Genomic DNA, 16,078 nt, shown 5'->3' with positions numbered 1-16,078 from the left:
CCCCTTAAAATCTGAAATACAAAAATGGGTTGTAGGTTTCCGTCACAAGATACGCGATGGATAGCAGGAACATTCCTGCATAGATTGCACATGCAAGAACTGCCCGCACCTTATATCCTCCATAGACAATCCGCCCAAAGATCTCATGCACTTTGGCCGTAGAGCCGACTGCTGCGATCGCAAACAATGCAAGATTGGTAATAAGCAGATAAATCCCCATAGAATCCACCACAGTCTTTGCTCCGACTCCGAACATGACGCCGAGATACTTCCACGCAAATCCAAGTGTCGGACTAAAGAAGAATACCCAGCCGATCATCACAAACAAAAGGCTATACAAATGTCTGAACATCCCCGGAACTTTCTCAAGCCGATCCCCGATCATAAACTTTTCAATGATCAAAAGTATTCCGTAATACATTCCCCACATCACGAAATTCCAGCTCGCGCCATGCCACAGGCCGGTTAAAAACCATACGATCATCAGATTAAGAATCGTCCGTTCTTTCCCTTTCCGATTGCCACCTAACGGGATATACACATATTCCCGGAACCATGTTCCAAGGGAAATATGCCATCTACGCCAAAATTCTGTAATGCTCTTGGACAGATACGGATAGTCAAAATTCTTCATAAACTCAAAGCCGAGCATTTTTCCAAGACCAACTGCCATATCTGAATACCCGCTGAAATCGAAATAAATCTGGAATGTGTAAGCAATGCATCCAATCCATGCAGTCAGAACCGACATCTCCGAAAATGTGATTGCCGATACTTTTGTAAAGACCAGCCCTGTCATATTTGCAATCAGCACTTTTTTTGCAAGTCCCCGCACAAAATAGATGGCACCATCTCCAAATTTTTCCATCGTAATATTTCGATCCCGCAACTGCATCTCCACATCTGAATACTTGACGATCGGTCCCGCGATCAGCTGTGGAAACATCGTCACATACACGCCAAAGGAAATCAGATTCTTTTGTACTTGTACCTTGCCGCGATATACATCAATGATATAAGACAATGTCTGGAAAGTATAAAATGAAATCCCAATTGGAAGTGCCAGTTCTTTATAAGGTAGTTCTACCGGCAATACCGCATTCAGACTCTCTATCAGGAATCCATAATATTTAAAAAACCCAAGAATCAGCAGATTCACTGCAACTGCGATAACCAGACTCTGCTTCGCCTTAAATGGATTCTCTAAATTCCGCTCAATATCAATTCCCGACACATAATTAAACAAGATGGATAGCACCATCAAAATCACATATACCGGCTCTCCCCACGCATAAAAAACAAGGCTTGCAAGCAGAAGCACGATGTTTTTCAGCCTGCCTGGTACAAGATAGTACACAAGCAGCGTGACCGGCAAAAACGTAAATAGAAAAACGATACTACTAAATAACATTCTTTTGTCCCCTTTTTATATTCTTTTTCATCCCATCTTCTTATTCAGAAACTCCTGAAAAGTACCTTCGTCCCCATCCGACAGAAAGTTTTCGCTTCTACAAAGCTTTTTGAAATACCTGATCGATCTTTTCTGCATCTTCCTTGATCACAAAAAGAATATAATTTCCCCTTACATCTATAATAGAATCTTCAATCAGTTTTGTCTGACTCGCTCCATATCCCTGAAAGCTCTCCTTCCTGGATTTTTTTCGCGCTTCGATAGATTCAACAACGGTATCGGACTGCTCTTTGGACTTCAATTTCACGACAAGTATCTCATCGACTTCCATTGTCCCCTCTCGAAACCAGAGCATTACTCCATCATAATCATTTGCATTTAACCGATAATTGCGCCGGAACATTTTATGATCGGCTTCTTTCATATCAGAATTATCCAGTACTCCTTCCACCGCCTGCTCCATCTCTGCAAACGGGGTATCACTCTCACCTTTTCTAAAAAGCAGTACCGCAACGTACAAAACCAATATTCCGATCAGTATCATCTGCGTAATAAAAATAGCATCCAGTCCATTCTTTCTCTCTCTGCTGTGGATCTTCCTCATCATAGGCCTGCCACCTCCGCCATATTTACAAGCCACAGCGGATAGATCTCAGAAGTCATATGTACCCCATCCGGCTCATAATATTCTTCTTTTACAATCTCTGTATTATCAATAAATGTCACGCCTTCCTCCTCTGCCAGTTCCCGCAGAGTCTGATTAAATGTATCTAATGATCCATATACAGGCGACTCATCTATCTTCATCTGCTGTACCGGAAAGATAGAATTAATATAGATTGCAGCACCTGGAAGGATCTCCCTGATATCCTCCAGTACTTCTTTATAATTCTCCTTAAATACTTTCGCATCTCCACCGGTTACTGCAATATCATTCATTCCGTAAGATAAAAAAACAGTCTGTGGATTCAGTGTTCGGATCGTATCAAGTTTCTCTGTCACATCTGTCACTTTCATTCCAAGCTCTGCAATGACTGAAGACTCTCTCAGAAAATCGTATTCCACAAATCCTTCTGTGATTGAATCCCCTAACACAAGTGCATTGGAAAATCTTGCTTTCATTGACTGACTGTAAAGTTCCGGATTGGCCTCCATCTCACTTCTCTCCAACTCCAATATCTTCCCCTCGATCTGTGAAATATCTGCCTGCTCCAGTTTCCTGATCACTTCCACACCCTTTTTTGTCTCTGTCTTCTCCGTTTTCAGAACAGTTATCCCCTTTTTGATTCCAAATATGAGAATCACACCGGTAAGCACGCACACGCCTCCGATCGCAATTTTTCTTACATCCTTTCTCATCTGATTACCCCTTATCTTTTATCTTCTAGCGCTATTCCGTTTTAGACATACAAAATGTGTCCGAAAACGTTCATGCACGACTCTGCAAAATCCATCTCCAGACACACTCTGTCAAAATCTGTCTACTACTCTTTGTCCTCCGAACACACGCTTTAGAATAGTATTATAAATTTATAATATTACAAATGTCTGTTCTTTCTATTACAATTATGTAACATTCTTTCATGTGTTTTTTTACAGTGAAAAATAGGCTGTCATAAATTTTACAAGGCTCTCCTGATCTTCTCTCCCCATAAACTCTCTGCTAGAGTGCATTGCAAACATCGGAATTCCCATATCCACTGTACGCACCGGAAGAATTGCAGAAACGATAGAACCTAATGTTCCTCCTGCACTTCCGTCAGAACGATTGACAAATTTCTGATAAGCAATTCCTTCTTTTTCACAGATCTGCTGCACGATTGCGATCGCCTCAGAATCTGTCGCATATCCCTGAGAACATGCCTCCTTGATACAAAATCCTTCATTTAATTTTGCTTTATTTGTCGGATCGTTCTTTGCCGCATAGCTTGGATGTATCGCATGACTCACATCTGCTGAAATCAAAAGACTATCCATAATCGCATTAGAAAACGCCGTCTCAGAATATCCAAGAGCTACATAGATTTTCTTTAAAATTGTCACGATCAGCGTAGACTGTGCTCCCTGCTTACTTCTGCTTCCAATTTCTTCATGATCATAGACAATCGCACAGTTGATTCCTTTCGTTCTGTCTGCATCGATGATCGCAGTTGCAAGTGCCTGTACAGAAGTCAGATTATCTAACCTCGGCGCAGAAATAAACTCTTCTTTCGCCCCTGTCAGACAACCTTCTTCAAAATTATAAACATTCAGTTCATATTCCAGGATATCTTCTGCTTTCACGCCCATCTCCTCTGCGAGCAGATTTGCAAAATATCCTTCTTTTTTCTCACCTTCTGCAAGTTTTCCAAGAAGCGGAATCATCTGTGTCTGACGGTTCAGTTCTACCCCCTGATTCATCTCCTTCTGTAAATGAATGGCAATGTTCGGAATTGTAAGCAACGGACGCTTAAAATCAATCAAACGGACTTCCGGATGGAAAACATCCTCTGAGCGCAATACCACTCTTCCCGCGATAGAGAGAGGACGGTCCAGCCAGCTTGCTAAGTTCACTCCACCATATACCTCTGTGTTCAGCTGCACATATCCCTCTGTCACGATCTCTGGATTTGGTTTGATACGAAATCCTGGAAAATCTCCATGACATGCAGCCAGACGGAACCCATCTTCACCTTCAAATTCTTCCCCGATTGTAAATGCAAAGATCGTAGAATCATGATGAACCATAAAATACTTTCCGCCTCGCTTCAGATCCCAGTTTTCTCTTAAAGCCACTTCCTCAAATCCAGCCTCCTCAAGCTGTTTCTTTGTCTCCAACACCGTATGGAACTGCGATGTTGCACCTTTTGTCAATTTCAGTAATTTATCCACATATTTGTTCTGTTCCATCTCTGTTTTCCTCCTTTTTCTGCACAGATGATCCTCTGTATGTGCATCTTTCTGACGCGGATCATCTATGATTCTTCCGACATCCATACGGATGTCTTTCGCAATACTTTAATCATACTGGCAATTTCTTTAAAAGTCAAATCTCTGGTAGCTTTTTTCTTCAATTATGTTATACTGTTAGTGATGCCGGACACTGCTTTGTTTCCGGCAAAATTTTACAAAGGAGACACCTGCACATGAACCTAAACAATTTTACGACAGAGCCTATTTCCAAGCTCTTTTTCCGTTACCTTGTTCCATCGATCTGCGGTACAATGGTAACGTCTATTTATGTGTTGGCAGACACTATTATTATCGGCAAAGGAATCGGAACCGACGCGATGGCAGCATTAAATATTGCCCTCCCCGTCTACAATCTTTTCTTTGGCACCGGTCTCCTGTTCGGTGTTGGCGGATCTGTCATGATGTCCATCTGCCGCGGGCACGGGGAACATTTGAAAGGAAATGCCTATTTTTCTCTTTCCTTTCTGTTAAATGTTCTTGCCTGCATCATCTATATGATCATCTGCAACACTTTTACAAAAGAGATTGCCCTCTTTCTCGGAGCAACCGATGTCACACTGCCTTATGTGATGGACTATCTTCCTTATATTACATGGAGTCTTCCGGTCTTTGCTTTTTCTTCGTTTCTGCAAACCTTTATCCGAAATGATGGGGCGCCAAAACTTGCAATGACCGCTGTTGTTTCCGGAGGAATTTTTAATGTCATCTTTGACTATATTCTTGTATATCCATGCCAGATGGGAATGGCAGGAGCTGCGATTGCCACTGTGTGCGGCTCTATTCTGACCGTGTTGATCTTGCTGATCCATTTTTTCGGAAAACACAATCACTTACATTTCTGTTTTTCAGAAATCCGAAGTTCTTTCGGTTCCGATATTTTCAAAAGTGGATTTGCCAGCTTTCTGATCGACCTGTCTTCAGGGATCGTAATTTTTTTCTTCAACCAACAGCTGCTGCGCTATCAGGGAGATCTCGGTGTCAGTGTCTATGGTATTATTTCCAACACTGCAATTGTTGTGACCTGCCTCTCAAACGGAATCTGTCAGGCAGCACAGCCGATCATCTCTACAAATTTCGGCGCAGGATTCCAGGAACGGATCGATCATGTCCGTAAATTAGGACTGCGCACAGCACTGTTCATCTGTGCTATACCAACACTGCTTGGTCTTACTGTCCCGAATCTGTTTACTTACATTTTCCTGAATCCCGATTCACAAGTACTTGCTCTGGCGCCGGCTGCTGTTCGCCTTTACTTTATCGGATTTTTGATCACCGGAGTGAACATGTTTCTCATCGGTTACTTCCAGTCAACGATAAGACCGATTTATGCTCTCACACTCTGCCTGATGCGTGGATGTGTCTTAAGTATTATTTTTGTGAAAATTCTACCGATCTTTTTAGGTCTGAACGGAATCTGGATTTCTGTCCCGCTTGCCGAACTATTCACATTACTTACTGGAATCCTGTTGTTGAAAAAATCGATGGCTAAGAAAACAACTTAATACCCTCTGCTTTTTGAGGCAGATACTACCCAAAACACAAATTCACTCAGGAGGTGATTTTATTTTATGATCGCACTACATATGCTGGAAGTCCGGGATTGCATGAGCAAACTGCTCCTCTCGGACATCTTCGATGCCTTCCTTTTTATAGAAGGAGACATTACAACCTTTAATACATTCCACCTCGATGGATACTTGAAAAAAGATTTTTTTGATACCGAAGAAGCCCTCTCCCGCTTCTCTTCCCGTGAGTACTCCCTGTGGAAAGAAGTACGTACACTCTGTTACACTATCATCAAAGGGAAAAAGACACCGCTCGGATTTAAATTTGTTTTCTGCCTTTCGGGCGAAAATACTTCTCGTCTTCTTGTACAGGAAGGACTTTCATTTTCTCCTGAAGATGTCCGCGGGCTTTACCTGAACTTATCCTTTGACGGCAGTACACTCCACTGCGTAACCGGAACTTCCATGAATACATTTACGATGGACAAATCACTCGAACATGCCTGGGATACAATGGTACAGCGATTTTTCAAGCAAAAGCAAATGCCATTTGAAGTACTGTAACGCAGCAGATCAAAACTGTACCTACTTCCCAAATTTGTTTTCCTCATTTTATAAAAACTTTATCTTTTTTATACTTTTATTAGCACTCTACTTTAAAGAGTGCTAATTTTCTATTGACATTTCAATTTGCCAGTATTAATATGTAGTTATCGCGGGAATTTCCCGGAATTGAACATAGCTATCAAATGAAAATCATAAAAAAAGGAGTGTTATACATGGCAGCAAAACATGGTAATCTTTCTATTCACAGTGAGAACATTTTTCCAATTATAAAAAAATGGATGTATTCCGATCACGATATTTTCTTTCGTGAGCTGATTTCCAACGGATGTGATGCGATTACAAAACTAAAAAAACTGGAAGTCATGGGCGAATATACTTTCCCGGATGACTATAAAGCCAATATTCAGGTAATTGTAAATCCAAAAGAAAAAACCTTAAAATTCATCGACAACGGTATTGGTATGACTGCTGATGAAGTCGAAGAATATATCACACAGATTGCATTCTCCGGCGCAACAGAATTTTTAGAAAAGTACAAAGATAAGACAAATGAAGATCAGATTATCGGGCATTTCGGTCTTGGATTCTACTCTGCTTTTATGGTGGCAGACGAAGTACACATCGACACACTTTCCTATAAGGAAGGGGCTGCACCAGTACACTGGACATGCGATGGTGGAACCGAATACGATCTGACAGATGGCAATAAAACAACAGTCGGCACAGAGATTACACTGTTCTTAAACGAAGACAGCCTTGCATTTGCAAATGAATACCGTGCCCGTGAAGTTATCGAAAAATACTGCTCTTTCATGCCGGTAGAGATTTTCTTATCCAACGCAAATGCAGAGCAGGAATATGAGACTATTTTAGAAGAAGAATTAAAAGAAGACGATGTCATCGTAGAACGGATCCACGAAGAAGCTAAAATGGAAGAAAAAGAAAATGAAAACGGCGAGAAAGAAATGGTAGAAGTTTCCCCTGCTGTTGACAAAGTAAAGATCAACAAACGTCCGGTTTCTTTAAGTGATACAACTCCGCTTTGGACCAAACATCCAAATGATTGTACAAAAGAAGACTACATCGAATTCTACCGTAAAGTATTCATGGATTACAAGGAACCTTTATTCTGGATCCACTTAAATATGGATTATCCATTTAACTTAAAAGGTATCCTCTACTTCCCGAAGATCAACACAGAGTACGAATCCATTGAGGGTACGATTAAATTATATAACAACCAGGTATTTATCGCAGACAACATCAAAGAAGTCATTCCAGAATTCTTAATGCTGTTAAAAGGTGTGATCGACTGTCCGGATCTTCCTCTGAATGTGTCAAGAAGCGCACTGCAAAATGACGGATTTGTACACAAGATTTCTGATTATATTTCAAAGAAAGTCGCAGATAAATTAAGCGGAATGTGCAAGACAGACAAAGAATCCTACATCAAGTACTGGGATGATATCAGTCCATTTATTAAATTCGGCTGCTTAAAAGACGAGAAATTCTGTGATAAGATGAGCGACTACATTCTTTTCAAAAACATTGACCATGACTACCTCACTTTAAAAGAATGTATTGAGAAAAACAGCCCTGCAAAAGAAGCGGCAGAGGAAACACCTTCCACAGAAACCGCAGAGGAAAATACTTCTGATCACTCTGACAACGATGCAGATGCAAAAGAACCTGAGAAAGTGACTATCTACTATGTAACTGATGAGCAACAGCAGAGCCAGTACATCAATATGTTCAAGGAAGAAGGTCTTGACGCGGTACTCCTGACTCACAATATTGACTCTCCATTCATTACACAGCTAGAACAGCGTAATGAAAATGTCCAGTTCCAGCGTATTGATGCAGATTTGACTGACCATTTCAAAGAAGAGGTTGCCAAAGAAGAGGAAGAAACCTTTAAGTCAAACACTGAAACACTCACAGCCATCTTCCGCAAAGCACTGAATAACGAAAAACTGGAAGTCAAAGTAGAAAAACTGAAAAATGAAAATGTCGCTTCTATGGTGACACTTTCTGAACAGTCCCGTCGTATGCAGGAAATGATGAAAATGTACAACATGTACGGTATGGATGCTGGCATGTTCGGCACAGATGTGACCCTCGTGTTAAACGCAAACCATCCACTGGTACAATATGTCTTAAATAATAAAGACGGAGAACATGTAAATCTGTTCTGCCAGCAGTTATTTGATCTTGCAATGCTGAGCAACAAGCCGTTAAATCCAGAAGAGATGACAGCATTCATCAGCAGAAGCAATGAAATTATGATGTTGCTTACAAAATAGAAAGCAAGTCCAAATACCATAAAAAATAGCGCCGCTCATAGAGTGAAGCGCTATTTTTTATTGCTACTCTTCCCTAAAACAGAATTCAATTCCTCATTTCATTCTATTTCCATACTTTAATTCTTTATTTTTCAACTTTCTATAGATTATAATTCTAAAGACAGGTATTTTGCATGGAACTCCAGTATAGAGAAAATCTGGAAATCATTTTCAGTCAGATGTGGTTTTCTACTAAACGATAACATACATTTTTACGAAGGAGATTTAGAGCTATGGATCATTTCACATTATTTTACAAACGACTGACACAACTACGAAACAAACAGGGAATCTCGGCAAGGGACATGAGCCTGTCACTCGGGCAGAGCGAAAGTTATATCAATAAAATCGAAAACGGAAAAGCGCTTCCTTCCATGAGTGCTTTCTTTTATATCTGTGATTTTCTAAAAATTCATCCGAGAGATTTTTTCGATGAATCTGATAAAAATCCTGCAACTTCTCAGAAACTTACAGAAAAATTTATGAACCTGACAACTACACAACAGGAACATCTTCTCTTTCTGATCGATGATCTTTTGACAAAAGATGAATAAATTCACAAATGTGCGATGTATTTTTTGCCATTTCATGTTATAATCGCTATATGTGATATGGATAAAGGAGAATATTTTCAATGGATGATTTAAGAATTTTACCGGTAACAAATGAAGAACTTATTTTAAATGTGGCAACAATGGCGGAAGAAATCTGGCATGAATATTTTCCAGCTCTGATCAGCGAACAGCAGATTGATTATATGCTTGAGAAATTTCTTTCTTTTGACTCTATTTTTGAGCAGATCCAAAATGGATATGAATATTTTCTGCTGATTCACGATTATACATTTGCAGGTTTTGCCGGGGTACATGAAGAAAATGGAAATCTTTTCCTCAGCAAGCTTTACATTCACAAAGATTTTCGTGGAAATGGCATCAGTTCTAAAGTTATGAAAAATTTGATAGAGCTTTGTAAAGTCCGTTCTCTTGATAAAATCTGGCTGACCTGTAACCGTGGCAATGAGTCTGCTCTCGCCATCTATAAACATTTTGGATTCATTCAGACACGAGAACAAGTCAGCGATATCGGCGGCGGGTTTGTAATGGATGATTATATCCTAGAATATCCTGTTAAATAGCAGGATTCATTAACAGAAAAGCTGCCTGCAACTACGGAACGTTTCCCATGCTGCAGGCAGCTTTTTAATATTTCGAGAACAGTCCTACTATTTGCCGGAAACACTGTCCTCTCTTGTATTCACTGTTATTTCATCGGTACCACGGCACCTTCATAAGTGTCTGTGATAAATTTTCCAATCTCTTCACTCTGAAGTACTTCCACAAGTGCTTTGATCTTCTCACTATCTTTGTTTTCCTTTTTCACTGCAATAATGTTCGCATAAGTCTGAGCAGCCTCAGAATCGGCCTCTTCTTTTGCAATTGCATCTGTCTGCACATTAAATCCTGCATCCAGCGCATAATTTCCATTTAATATGACAAAATCCAGCTCCTCTACCACTCTCGCGATCTGTGCGGCATCCAGCTCTACAATCTCAATGTTATGAGGATTTTCTTCCACATCTTTCTTAGTTGCATTCAATCCTGCATCTTCCTTCAATGTGATGATTCCATTTTCTTCCAGAAGCAGAAGCGCTCTCGCCTCGTTTGTCGCATCATTTGGAACAGCAATCTTTGCTCCGTCCTTTATATTCTCAAGGTTTTCGGATGCTCCTGGATAAATTCCCAGCGGCTCATAATGAATCTTTGCAGCACTTACCAGATCCGATCCCTTCTCTTCATTAAAATTATCCAAATACGGCTGGTGCTGGAAATAATTTGCATCAAACTCTCCCTCATCCACAACAACATTCTGCTGCGGATAATCATCAAATTCCTTGATTTCCAGTGTATATCCTTTCTCTTTTAAAAGATCCTTTGCCGCCTCTAAAATTTCAGCATGTGGTGTCGGGGAAGCCGCCACCGTGATTGTCTTATCATCTGCCTTGTTTTCTTTTCCTCCACATGCAGTCAATCCAACTGCAAGCACAGCAGCTACTCCTGCTGCCAATATTCTCTTTGCATTTCTATTCTTCATATCCTTATCCTCTCACTCTCTTATCTGTCCGTTTGGAAATCTGCATTCCGACTTCCTGTAAAATCTGCACGATCAATACAAGTACAATGACTGTGATCAACATGATGTCTGTCTGATATCGATGGTATCCGTATCGAATCGCAATATCACCCAGTCCACCTCCGGCAACAACTCCTGCCATTGCAGAATACCCGAGGATCGTTGAAAGTGCGATTGTACATCCTACGATCAATGATGTCTTCGCCTCCGGGATCAATACTTTCACGATGATTTTAAGTGGGGAAGCTCCCATACTTAACGCAGCCTCCACAACACCGTGTTCTACTTCCAACAAAGAAGATTCGATCATACGCGCAATAAATGGTGCCGCTGCAATAACGAGCGGGACAATTGTAGCGGTAGATCCATAACTTTTTCCGACGATCAGTTTTGTCAGAGGGGTCACTGCGATCAACAAGATCAAAAATGGAATAGATCTTAAAATATTTACAAAAATATCCAAAATCCGATTCACCGACGGCATTGGTTTTAAGCCATCCTTTCTTGTCACGATCAGAGCAATTCCCATCGGAAATCCAATCACATATGCAAGTGCCGTTGATACCAGTGTCATGTAGAGTGTATCAACCGAACCTTCCGCGAGCATTTTAATGAGTTCCTGTGTTTCCATGTGCGGTGACCTCCTCTACAATAATATTTCTCTCTTCCAGATAATGAATTGCCTGCTGCGCTTTCACATCCTCATCTGGCATCTGTAAGATCATCTGACCATATGCTTTCCCATCGATATTCTTCATATCCGCCCCCATAATATTGACGCGGACTCTGCAATTCAAGATCATATCCGCAATGGCAGGTTCAAACGAAGAATTTCCGTCAAATACAACACGGACATATCTCTTTCCGCCTACCTCAAGCTGATTTGCCTCTTCCTTATATACAAGTTGCTTTGCAATCTCTGTCTGTGGCTTGGAAAATACATCTGTCGCACTTCCTGTCTCCACAAGTTTTCCCGCATCAACGATCGCAACCTGGTTACAGATTTCTTCTACAACCGCCATCTCATGGGTAATGATCACAATTGTAATCTTAAATTTCTGGTTGATCTCCTTTAACAGTGCAAGGATTGCCTTTGTTGTCGTCGGATCGAGTGCACTTGTTGCCTCATCGCAGAGTAAGATCTTTGGATTTGTCGCAAGCGCGCGGGCAATCGCCACTCTCTGCTTCTGTCCTCCTGACAGCTGTGATGGGTAAGACTTCGCCTTATCGCTTAATCCTACAATCTCTAACAGCTCTTCTGCACGCTTTCTTGCATCTGCTTTTTTCACTCCTGCAATTTCCAGTGGAAAACAAATATTATCCAGCACATTGCGCTGCATCAGAAGATTAAAATTCTGAAAAATCATCCCGATTTCCTGCCTCTGTCTCCGCAGTTCCTTCTGATTCATCTTCCCAAGATCGCGTCCTGCAATCCGTACTTCTCCCTCTGTCGGTACTTCCAGATAATTGATACACCGGACAAGCGTACTTTTTCCCGCACCACTCAGACCGATAATGCCAAAAATATCTCCTTCCTGGATTGCGAGATTAATCTGATTCAGCGCCTGAAACGGACCATTTTTTGTATAGAATGTCTTGCTGACATTTTTAAATTCTACAATCGGATTCATCCTGCTCCTCCTCATAAAAAATAAATAATGATGCTGCAAATGCCTGCATATCAGCATCTTCCTGTATGTTTTACAAACATACGTCTTATTTTATTGGATGGAAAGATATTTGTCAAGCAATGTCTGAGTTTATCCCTGAGTTTCCCTTCTTTTCCCTATCTGCACGTTTCTGTTCTATTTCTATTCTTCTGTATCAATATATTCATAAGCTGATGCATAATCTTCTGACACGATCACTTCACTTGGAACAAGCCGTACGCCCACTCCTTTGGAATAGATGACCGTATCCTCCGGAAGTACAATATTGCAGCAATGAAGTCCTCCAACCTCACTCAGTCTGTCTTCTACAAACACAACCTCCGTATAGGCATCATACTCTTTTCTCGCCTCCTCGGTAACTGTGCCGGGAACCAGCCACGCAAACGTCCCATATTCTCTCTCTTTTGTCCCTTCATAATACAAATTATAAACTCCCGCTTCAAAATCTTTTCCTGCCCTCAACTTCTCCCCCGCTTTCAGATGCACTTGTTCGGTCAATGGATTTTTGATTCCAGTCATTTCCTCTATCTGTGCATTTTCTGATGAAAAGCGAAGCCGTACTCCAGAAGATAGGATCTTTACTGTCGCTCCCGCAAATAATCTCACATCCTCACACTCTGTAATAGAATCTGTTCCCGCTTCATACTCTTCCGAAAAAAACTCATAGATATAGATGCTATGTTCCATGTCCAATACCTGCATTCCGCCATACCCTTCCATCAATTCTATGGTATATTTTCCTTCCGGGATATGCACCCCGACAACATACTCCCCTTGTACCAGCTGATTTTCAAAAAATGCTCCCGTTTCTCTCAGAACCGCATCGGTCTGTGCATATGGATCAGACTCATCTGCCACCTGATAATTTCTTTCCATAAAAAATTCCTGGATTTCTCCTACAAGCGAGGAGACTATATTGATCAGAAAGAGAAAAAGAACGATACCTGCAAATATCTTTGTCCCTTTTTTTCCGGAAGTTTTCTTTTCTGCCTGGACAATCGTAGAAGATTTCTCCTTCTGTAACTCTGTTTTCTTCCCAGTCTTTTCTTTTGGAATTTGAACCTTTCCTTTCTCGTTCGTTTCGTTCCCCCAATGCGGTGTCCCATTTCTGGTCTGATATCTACTGTCCGACTTTCTGTTATCCAGTCCACATTCCTGACAAATTCCATTAACCAGCTTCCCACCACAAAGCGTACATCTTTTTCTTCTCATCCGTTCCCTCCTCTTCATCCGCTTCTATCCGTTTTCTCTATTTTTTATCATCCTTAAGTTTTTTCATAGTACTATTTTTGATTTTCTCTAACAGTATTTCTTTTTCGTCCGGCAGAGTTCCCAATAACTTTATAATATTTGTGGCATGTGTCGTATCAAATTCAGTTCTTTTTTTCACATCAAGATTTTCTAAAAGAATTCTCACCTCGGATATTTTTTCTTTGATACCAGCCTGCACAAACATCCCTTCCTGTTCCATCTTTGCAAGTTCTGTACTTGCAAATACTGTTAAATTCATAGTAATGATCTTACTTGCCGAAAACTGATTTAACATCTCTGCAGTCTTTTTTGCGTTCTCTTCTGAATTTCCTTCCCCTGCAATCCCATACATGACAATCGCATTGAATGGCAGTCTTGCTTCATTTAATTTTTTTCCTACAGCAATCGCTGTTTTTACGGTATGTCCCTTTCGGATGCTCTTCAAAACTTCATCGCTTCCCGATTCAAACCCTATATATAGAAGTCTAAGCCCTGCCGCATGGAGCTGTTTCAATTCTTCCACAGTATAATTGTTTATCGTGCGGACAGCTGCATACATAGCCACACATCCACAGTACGGATAATACTTTTGAATCAGTTTTAAAATACACATCATTTTTTCATATCCAACAGAAAGAGGATCTGCTCCTGTCAAAAATACACGTTCAGTATAAGTTTCTCCATTCATCAATTCAAATTCGATTTCCTGAAGCCTCACCTCTTCATATGCTTCCTCTTTGTACATGGAACAAAATGCACACTGATTAAATGAACAGCCTCGTGTTACGGGAACTAAAACAGTTGTGATTTCTGTTTGCGGGTAAAAAATATTTCTAGATTCACTCATACTACATCCTCCTCTTTTTATAATCCAAACGGAAACTTTTGTTAATAAAATTATACTTCCTTCTGAAAAAAAATGGAAGCGCGTCTTGACAGCAAAAAAATACCGGAAATCTTATCAACAAAGATTCCCGGTATGGATATAAAAAAATCGGAGTGACAAGATTTGAACTTGCGACCTCTACGTCCCGAACGTAGCGCTCTACCAAGCTGAGCCACACTCCGAAAATAAAAACTTCACTGTATTCAATGAAGTTTAAACTACGGAAAAGGGATTCGAACCCCTACTAACAGAGTCAGAGTCTGCTGTGCTACCATTACACCATTCCGCATTATTCATTATTGTTTTTTTGTGTTTGTTTTGTGTCCCTCACTCAACAAAACCTATTATAGCAGAGTTACAGAAAAAGTCAACACCTTTTTTGAAATTTTTTTATTTTTTTTAATTTTTTTCATTTTGTATATTTTTCAACGGATTTTGGCACTTTCCCTTCCCACTAAAAATACGGAGCTCCAGGTTGTTTGATAACCGGGATCTTGTGCTGCAAGATCCCGCCTCCGAATTGCTATTCATAAAGTTCTCCATCAAATACAACCGTCGCCGGTCCGGTCATATATACGACATTTTTTTCTCTGTCCCACTCAATCTTCAGATTGCCTCCAAGCAGCTGCACTGTCACACAGTCCTTTGTAAGACCATTTACCATACTTGCCACTGCCACCGCACATGCTCCCGTTCCACATGCCAGCGTCTCCCCGGATCCCCGTTCCCATACACGCATCTCTACGGTCTCGCGATCAAGCACACGGGCAAACTCGGTATTCACTCGATTCGGAAAACACGGGTGATGCTCAAACTTTGGTCCAATTTTTTCGATCTCCATATTTTGGATGTCATCCAGATATACGACTGCATGCGGATTGCCCATTGAGATACAGGTCATCCGATACTCGTCTCCATCCACACTGATTGGAACATTTACCGCATGATCCCCTTCTACTTTTACCGGAATCTGCTCTGGCACAAAAATCGGGGATCCCATATCTACTTTTACAAGTGCAACTTTCCCCTCTTCTACTGTCAGACTTAAATGTTTGATCCCTCCAAGTGTCTCTACAGATATTTCTGTCTGATCTGTCAGACCATAATCATAGACGTATTTTCCAACACAGCGAATCCCATTTCCACACATTTCACCTCTGGATCCATCTGCATTATACATCTTCATCTCAAAATCCGCACATTCAGACGGACAGATTAAAATCAATCCATCCGATCCCACTCCAAAATGTCTGTCACTGACTCTCCGTGCCATTTCCGAAGGAGATTCTACTTTTTCCTTCAGACAGTTTACATAGACATAATCGTTTCCTAATCCTTGCATTTTTGTAAATTTCATCTGCGGT

The 16,078-nt window shown here is 40.8% G+C and carries 15 protein-coding genes and 2 tRNA genes; 5 read left to right on the top strand and 12 right to left on the bottom strand.

Annotated elements, in window-relative coordinates:
* Positions 1-4: 4 nt before the first annotated feature.
* The 4 genes from ACGG81_RS04215 to ACGG81_RS04200 all read right to left on the bottom strand — a co-directional run bounded on the left by ACGG81_RS04215 (position 5) and on the right by ACGG81_RS04200 (position 4,300).
* Positions 5-1,411: an MBOAT family protein gene (locus ACGG81_RS04215; protein ID WP_320852216.1), complete on the bottom strand. Its 1,407-nt coding sequence runs from the start codon at positions 1,409-1,411 to the stop codon at positions 5-7.
* Positions 1,412-1,508: 97 nt separating this feature from the next.
* The gene (locus ACGG81_RS04210) at positions 1,509-2,018 is read right to left on the bottom strand and encodes a DUF4358 domain-containing protein (protein ID WP_120090649.1); all 510 of its coding nucleotides are present in this window, start codon (positions 2,016-2,018) and stop codon (positions 1,509-1,511) included.
* Complete coding sequence (locus tag ACGG81_RS04205) at positions 2,015-2,770, bottom strand: SGNH/GDSL hydrolase family protein (protein WP_008976381.1); 756 nt, start codon at positions 2,768-2,770, stop codon at positions 2,015-2,017. The genes ACGG81_RS04210 and ACGG81_RS04205 overlap by 4 nt, the downstream gene beginning before the upstream one ends.
* A 234-nt stretch (positions 2,771-3,004) precedes the next feature.
* Complete coding sequence (locus tag ACGG81_RS04200) at positions 3,005-4,300, bottom strand: M18 family aminopeptidase (protein ID WP_390109765.1); 1,296 nt, start codon at positions 4,298-4,300, stop codon at positions 3,005-3,007.
* A gap of 236 nt (positions 4,301-4,536) precedes the next feature.
* Between ACGG81_RS04200 and ACGG81_RS04195 the strand changes: the two genes are divergently transcribed.
* From ACGG81_RS04195 to ACGG81_RS04175, 5 genes are all read left to right on the top strand, one after another.
* Positions 4,537-5,865, top strand: a complete 1,329-nt coding sequence (locus ACGG81_RS04195) for an MATE family efflux transporter (protein WP_120105070.1) — start codon at positions 4,537-4,539, stop codon at positions 5,863-5,865.
* A gap of 66 nt (positions 5,866-5,931) precedes the next feature.
* Positions 5,932-6,432, top strand: a complete 501-nt coding sequence (locus ACGG81_RS04190; RefSeq protein WP_009262880.1) for a DUF5721 family protein — start codon at positions 5,932-5,934, stop codon at positions 6,430-6,432.
* 215 nt (positions 6,433-6,647) lie between these two features.
* Positions 6,648-8,738, top strand: a complete 2,091-nt coding sequence (gene htpG, locus ACGG81_RS04185; RefSeq protein WP_390109761.1) for a molecular chaperone HtpG — start codon at positions 6,648-6,650, stop codon at positions 8,736-8,738.
* Between the two features lie 272 nt (positions 8,739-9,010).
* Entirely contained in the window at positions 9,011-9,331 is a 321-nt protein-coding gene (locus ACGG81_RS04180) for a helix-turn-helix transcriptional regulator (protein ID WP_317343873.1), read from the top strand.
* A gap of 80 nt (positions 9,332-9,411) precedes the next feature.
* Positions 9,412-9,912 (top strand): GNAT family N-acetyltransferase, encoded by a 501-nt coding sequence (locus ACGG81_RS04175; RefSeq protein WP_320852219.1) that lies wholly within the window; start codon positions 9,412-9,414, stop codon positions 9,910-9,912.
* A 125-nt stretch (positions 9,913-10,037) separates the two neighbouring features.
* On the opposite strand, the gene ACGG81_RS04170 is transcribed toward ACGG81_RS04175, so the two are convergent.
* The 8 genes from ACGG81_RS04170 to dapF all read right to left on the bottom strand — a co-directional run bounded on the left by ACGG81_RS04170 (position 10,038) and on the right by dapF (position 16,071).
* Entirely contained in the window at positions 10,038-10,868 is an 831-nt protein-coding gene (locus ACGG81_RS04170) for a MetQ/NlpA family ABC transporter substrate-binding protein (protein ID WP_390109756.1), read from the bottom strand.
* Positions 10,869-10,872: 4 nt separating this feature from the next.
* On the bottom strand, positions 10,873-11,538 hold the full coding sequence (locus tag ACGG81_RS04165) for a methionine ABC transporter permease (RefSeq protein WP_390109753.1): 666 nt from the start codon (positions 11,536-11,538) through the stop codon (positions 10,873-10,875).
* Complete coding sequence (locus tag ACGG81_RS04160; protein WP_008976394.1) at positions 11,516-12,538, bottom strand: methionine ABC transporter ATP-binding protein; 1,023 nt, start codon at positions 12,536-12,538, stop codon at positions 11,516-11,518. The genes ACGG81_RS04165 and ACGG81_RS04160 overlap by 23 nt, the downstream gene beginning before the upstream one ends.
* 180 nt (positions 12,539-12,718) lie before the next feature.
* The gene (locus tag ACGG81_RS04155) at positions 12,719-13,789 is read right to left on the bottom strand and encodes a hypothetical protein (protein WP_390109750.1); all 1,071 of its coding nucleotides are present in this window, start codon (positions 13,787-13,789) and stop codon (positions 12,719-12,721) included.
* Between the two features lie 37 nt (positions 13,790-13,826).
* Positions 13,827-14,675: a radical SAM protein gene (locus tag ACGG81_RS04150; protein WP_390109748.1), complete on the bottom strand. Its 849-nt coding sequence runs from the start codon at positions 14,673-14,675 to the stop codon at positions 13,827-13,829.
* A 147-nt stretch (positions 14,676-14,822) separates the two neighbouring features.
* Positions 14,823-14,896, bottom strand: a tRNA-Pro gene (locus ACGG81_RS04145).
* 36 nt (positions 14,897-14,932) lie between these two features.
* Positions 14,933-15,003 (bottom strand) — tRNA-Gln (locus ACGG81_RS04140).
* Positions 15,004-15,237: 234 nt separating this feature from the next.
* Positions 15,238-16,071: a diaminopimelate epimerase gene (gene dapF / locus ACGG81_RS04135; protein WP_117576397.1), complete on the bottom strand. Its 834-nt coding sequence runs from the start codon at positions 16,069-16,071 to the stop codon at positions 15,238-15,240.
* Positions 16,072-16,078 lie beyond the last annotated feature (7 nt).

The organism is Faecalimonas umbilicata, from assembly GCF_042846195.1.
Taxonomy (GTDB): domain Bacteria; phylum Bacillota; class Clostridia; order Lachnospirales; family Lachnospiraceae; genus Faecalimonas; species Faecalimonas umbilicata.
This window is presented reverse-complemented; position numbering and strand designations above follow the sequence as displayed.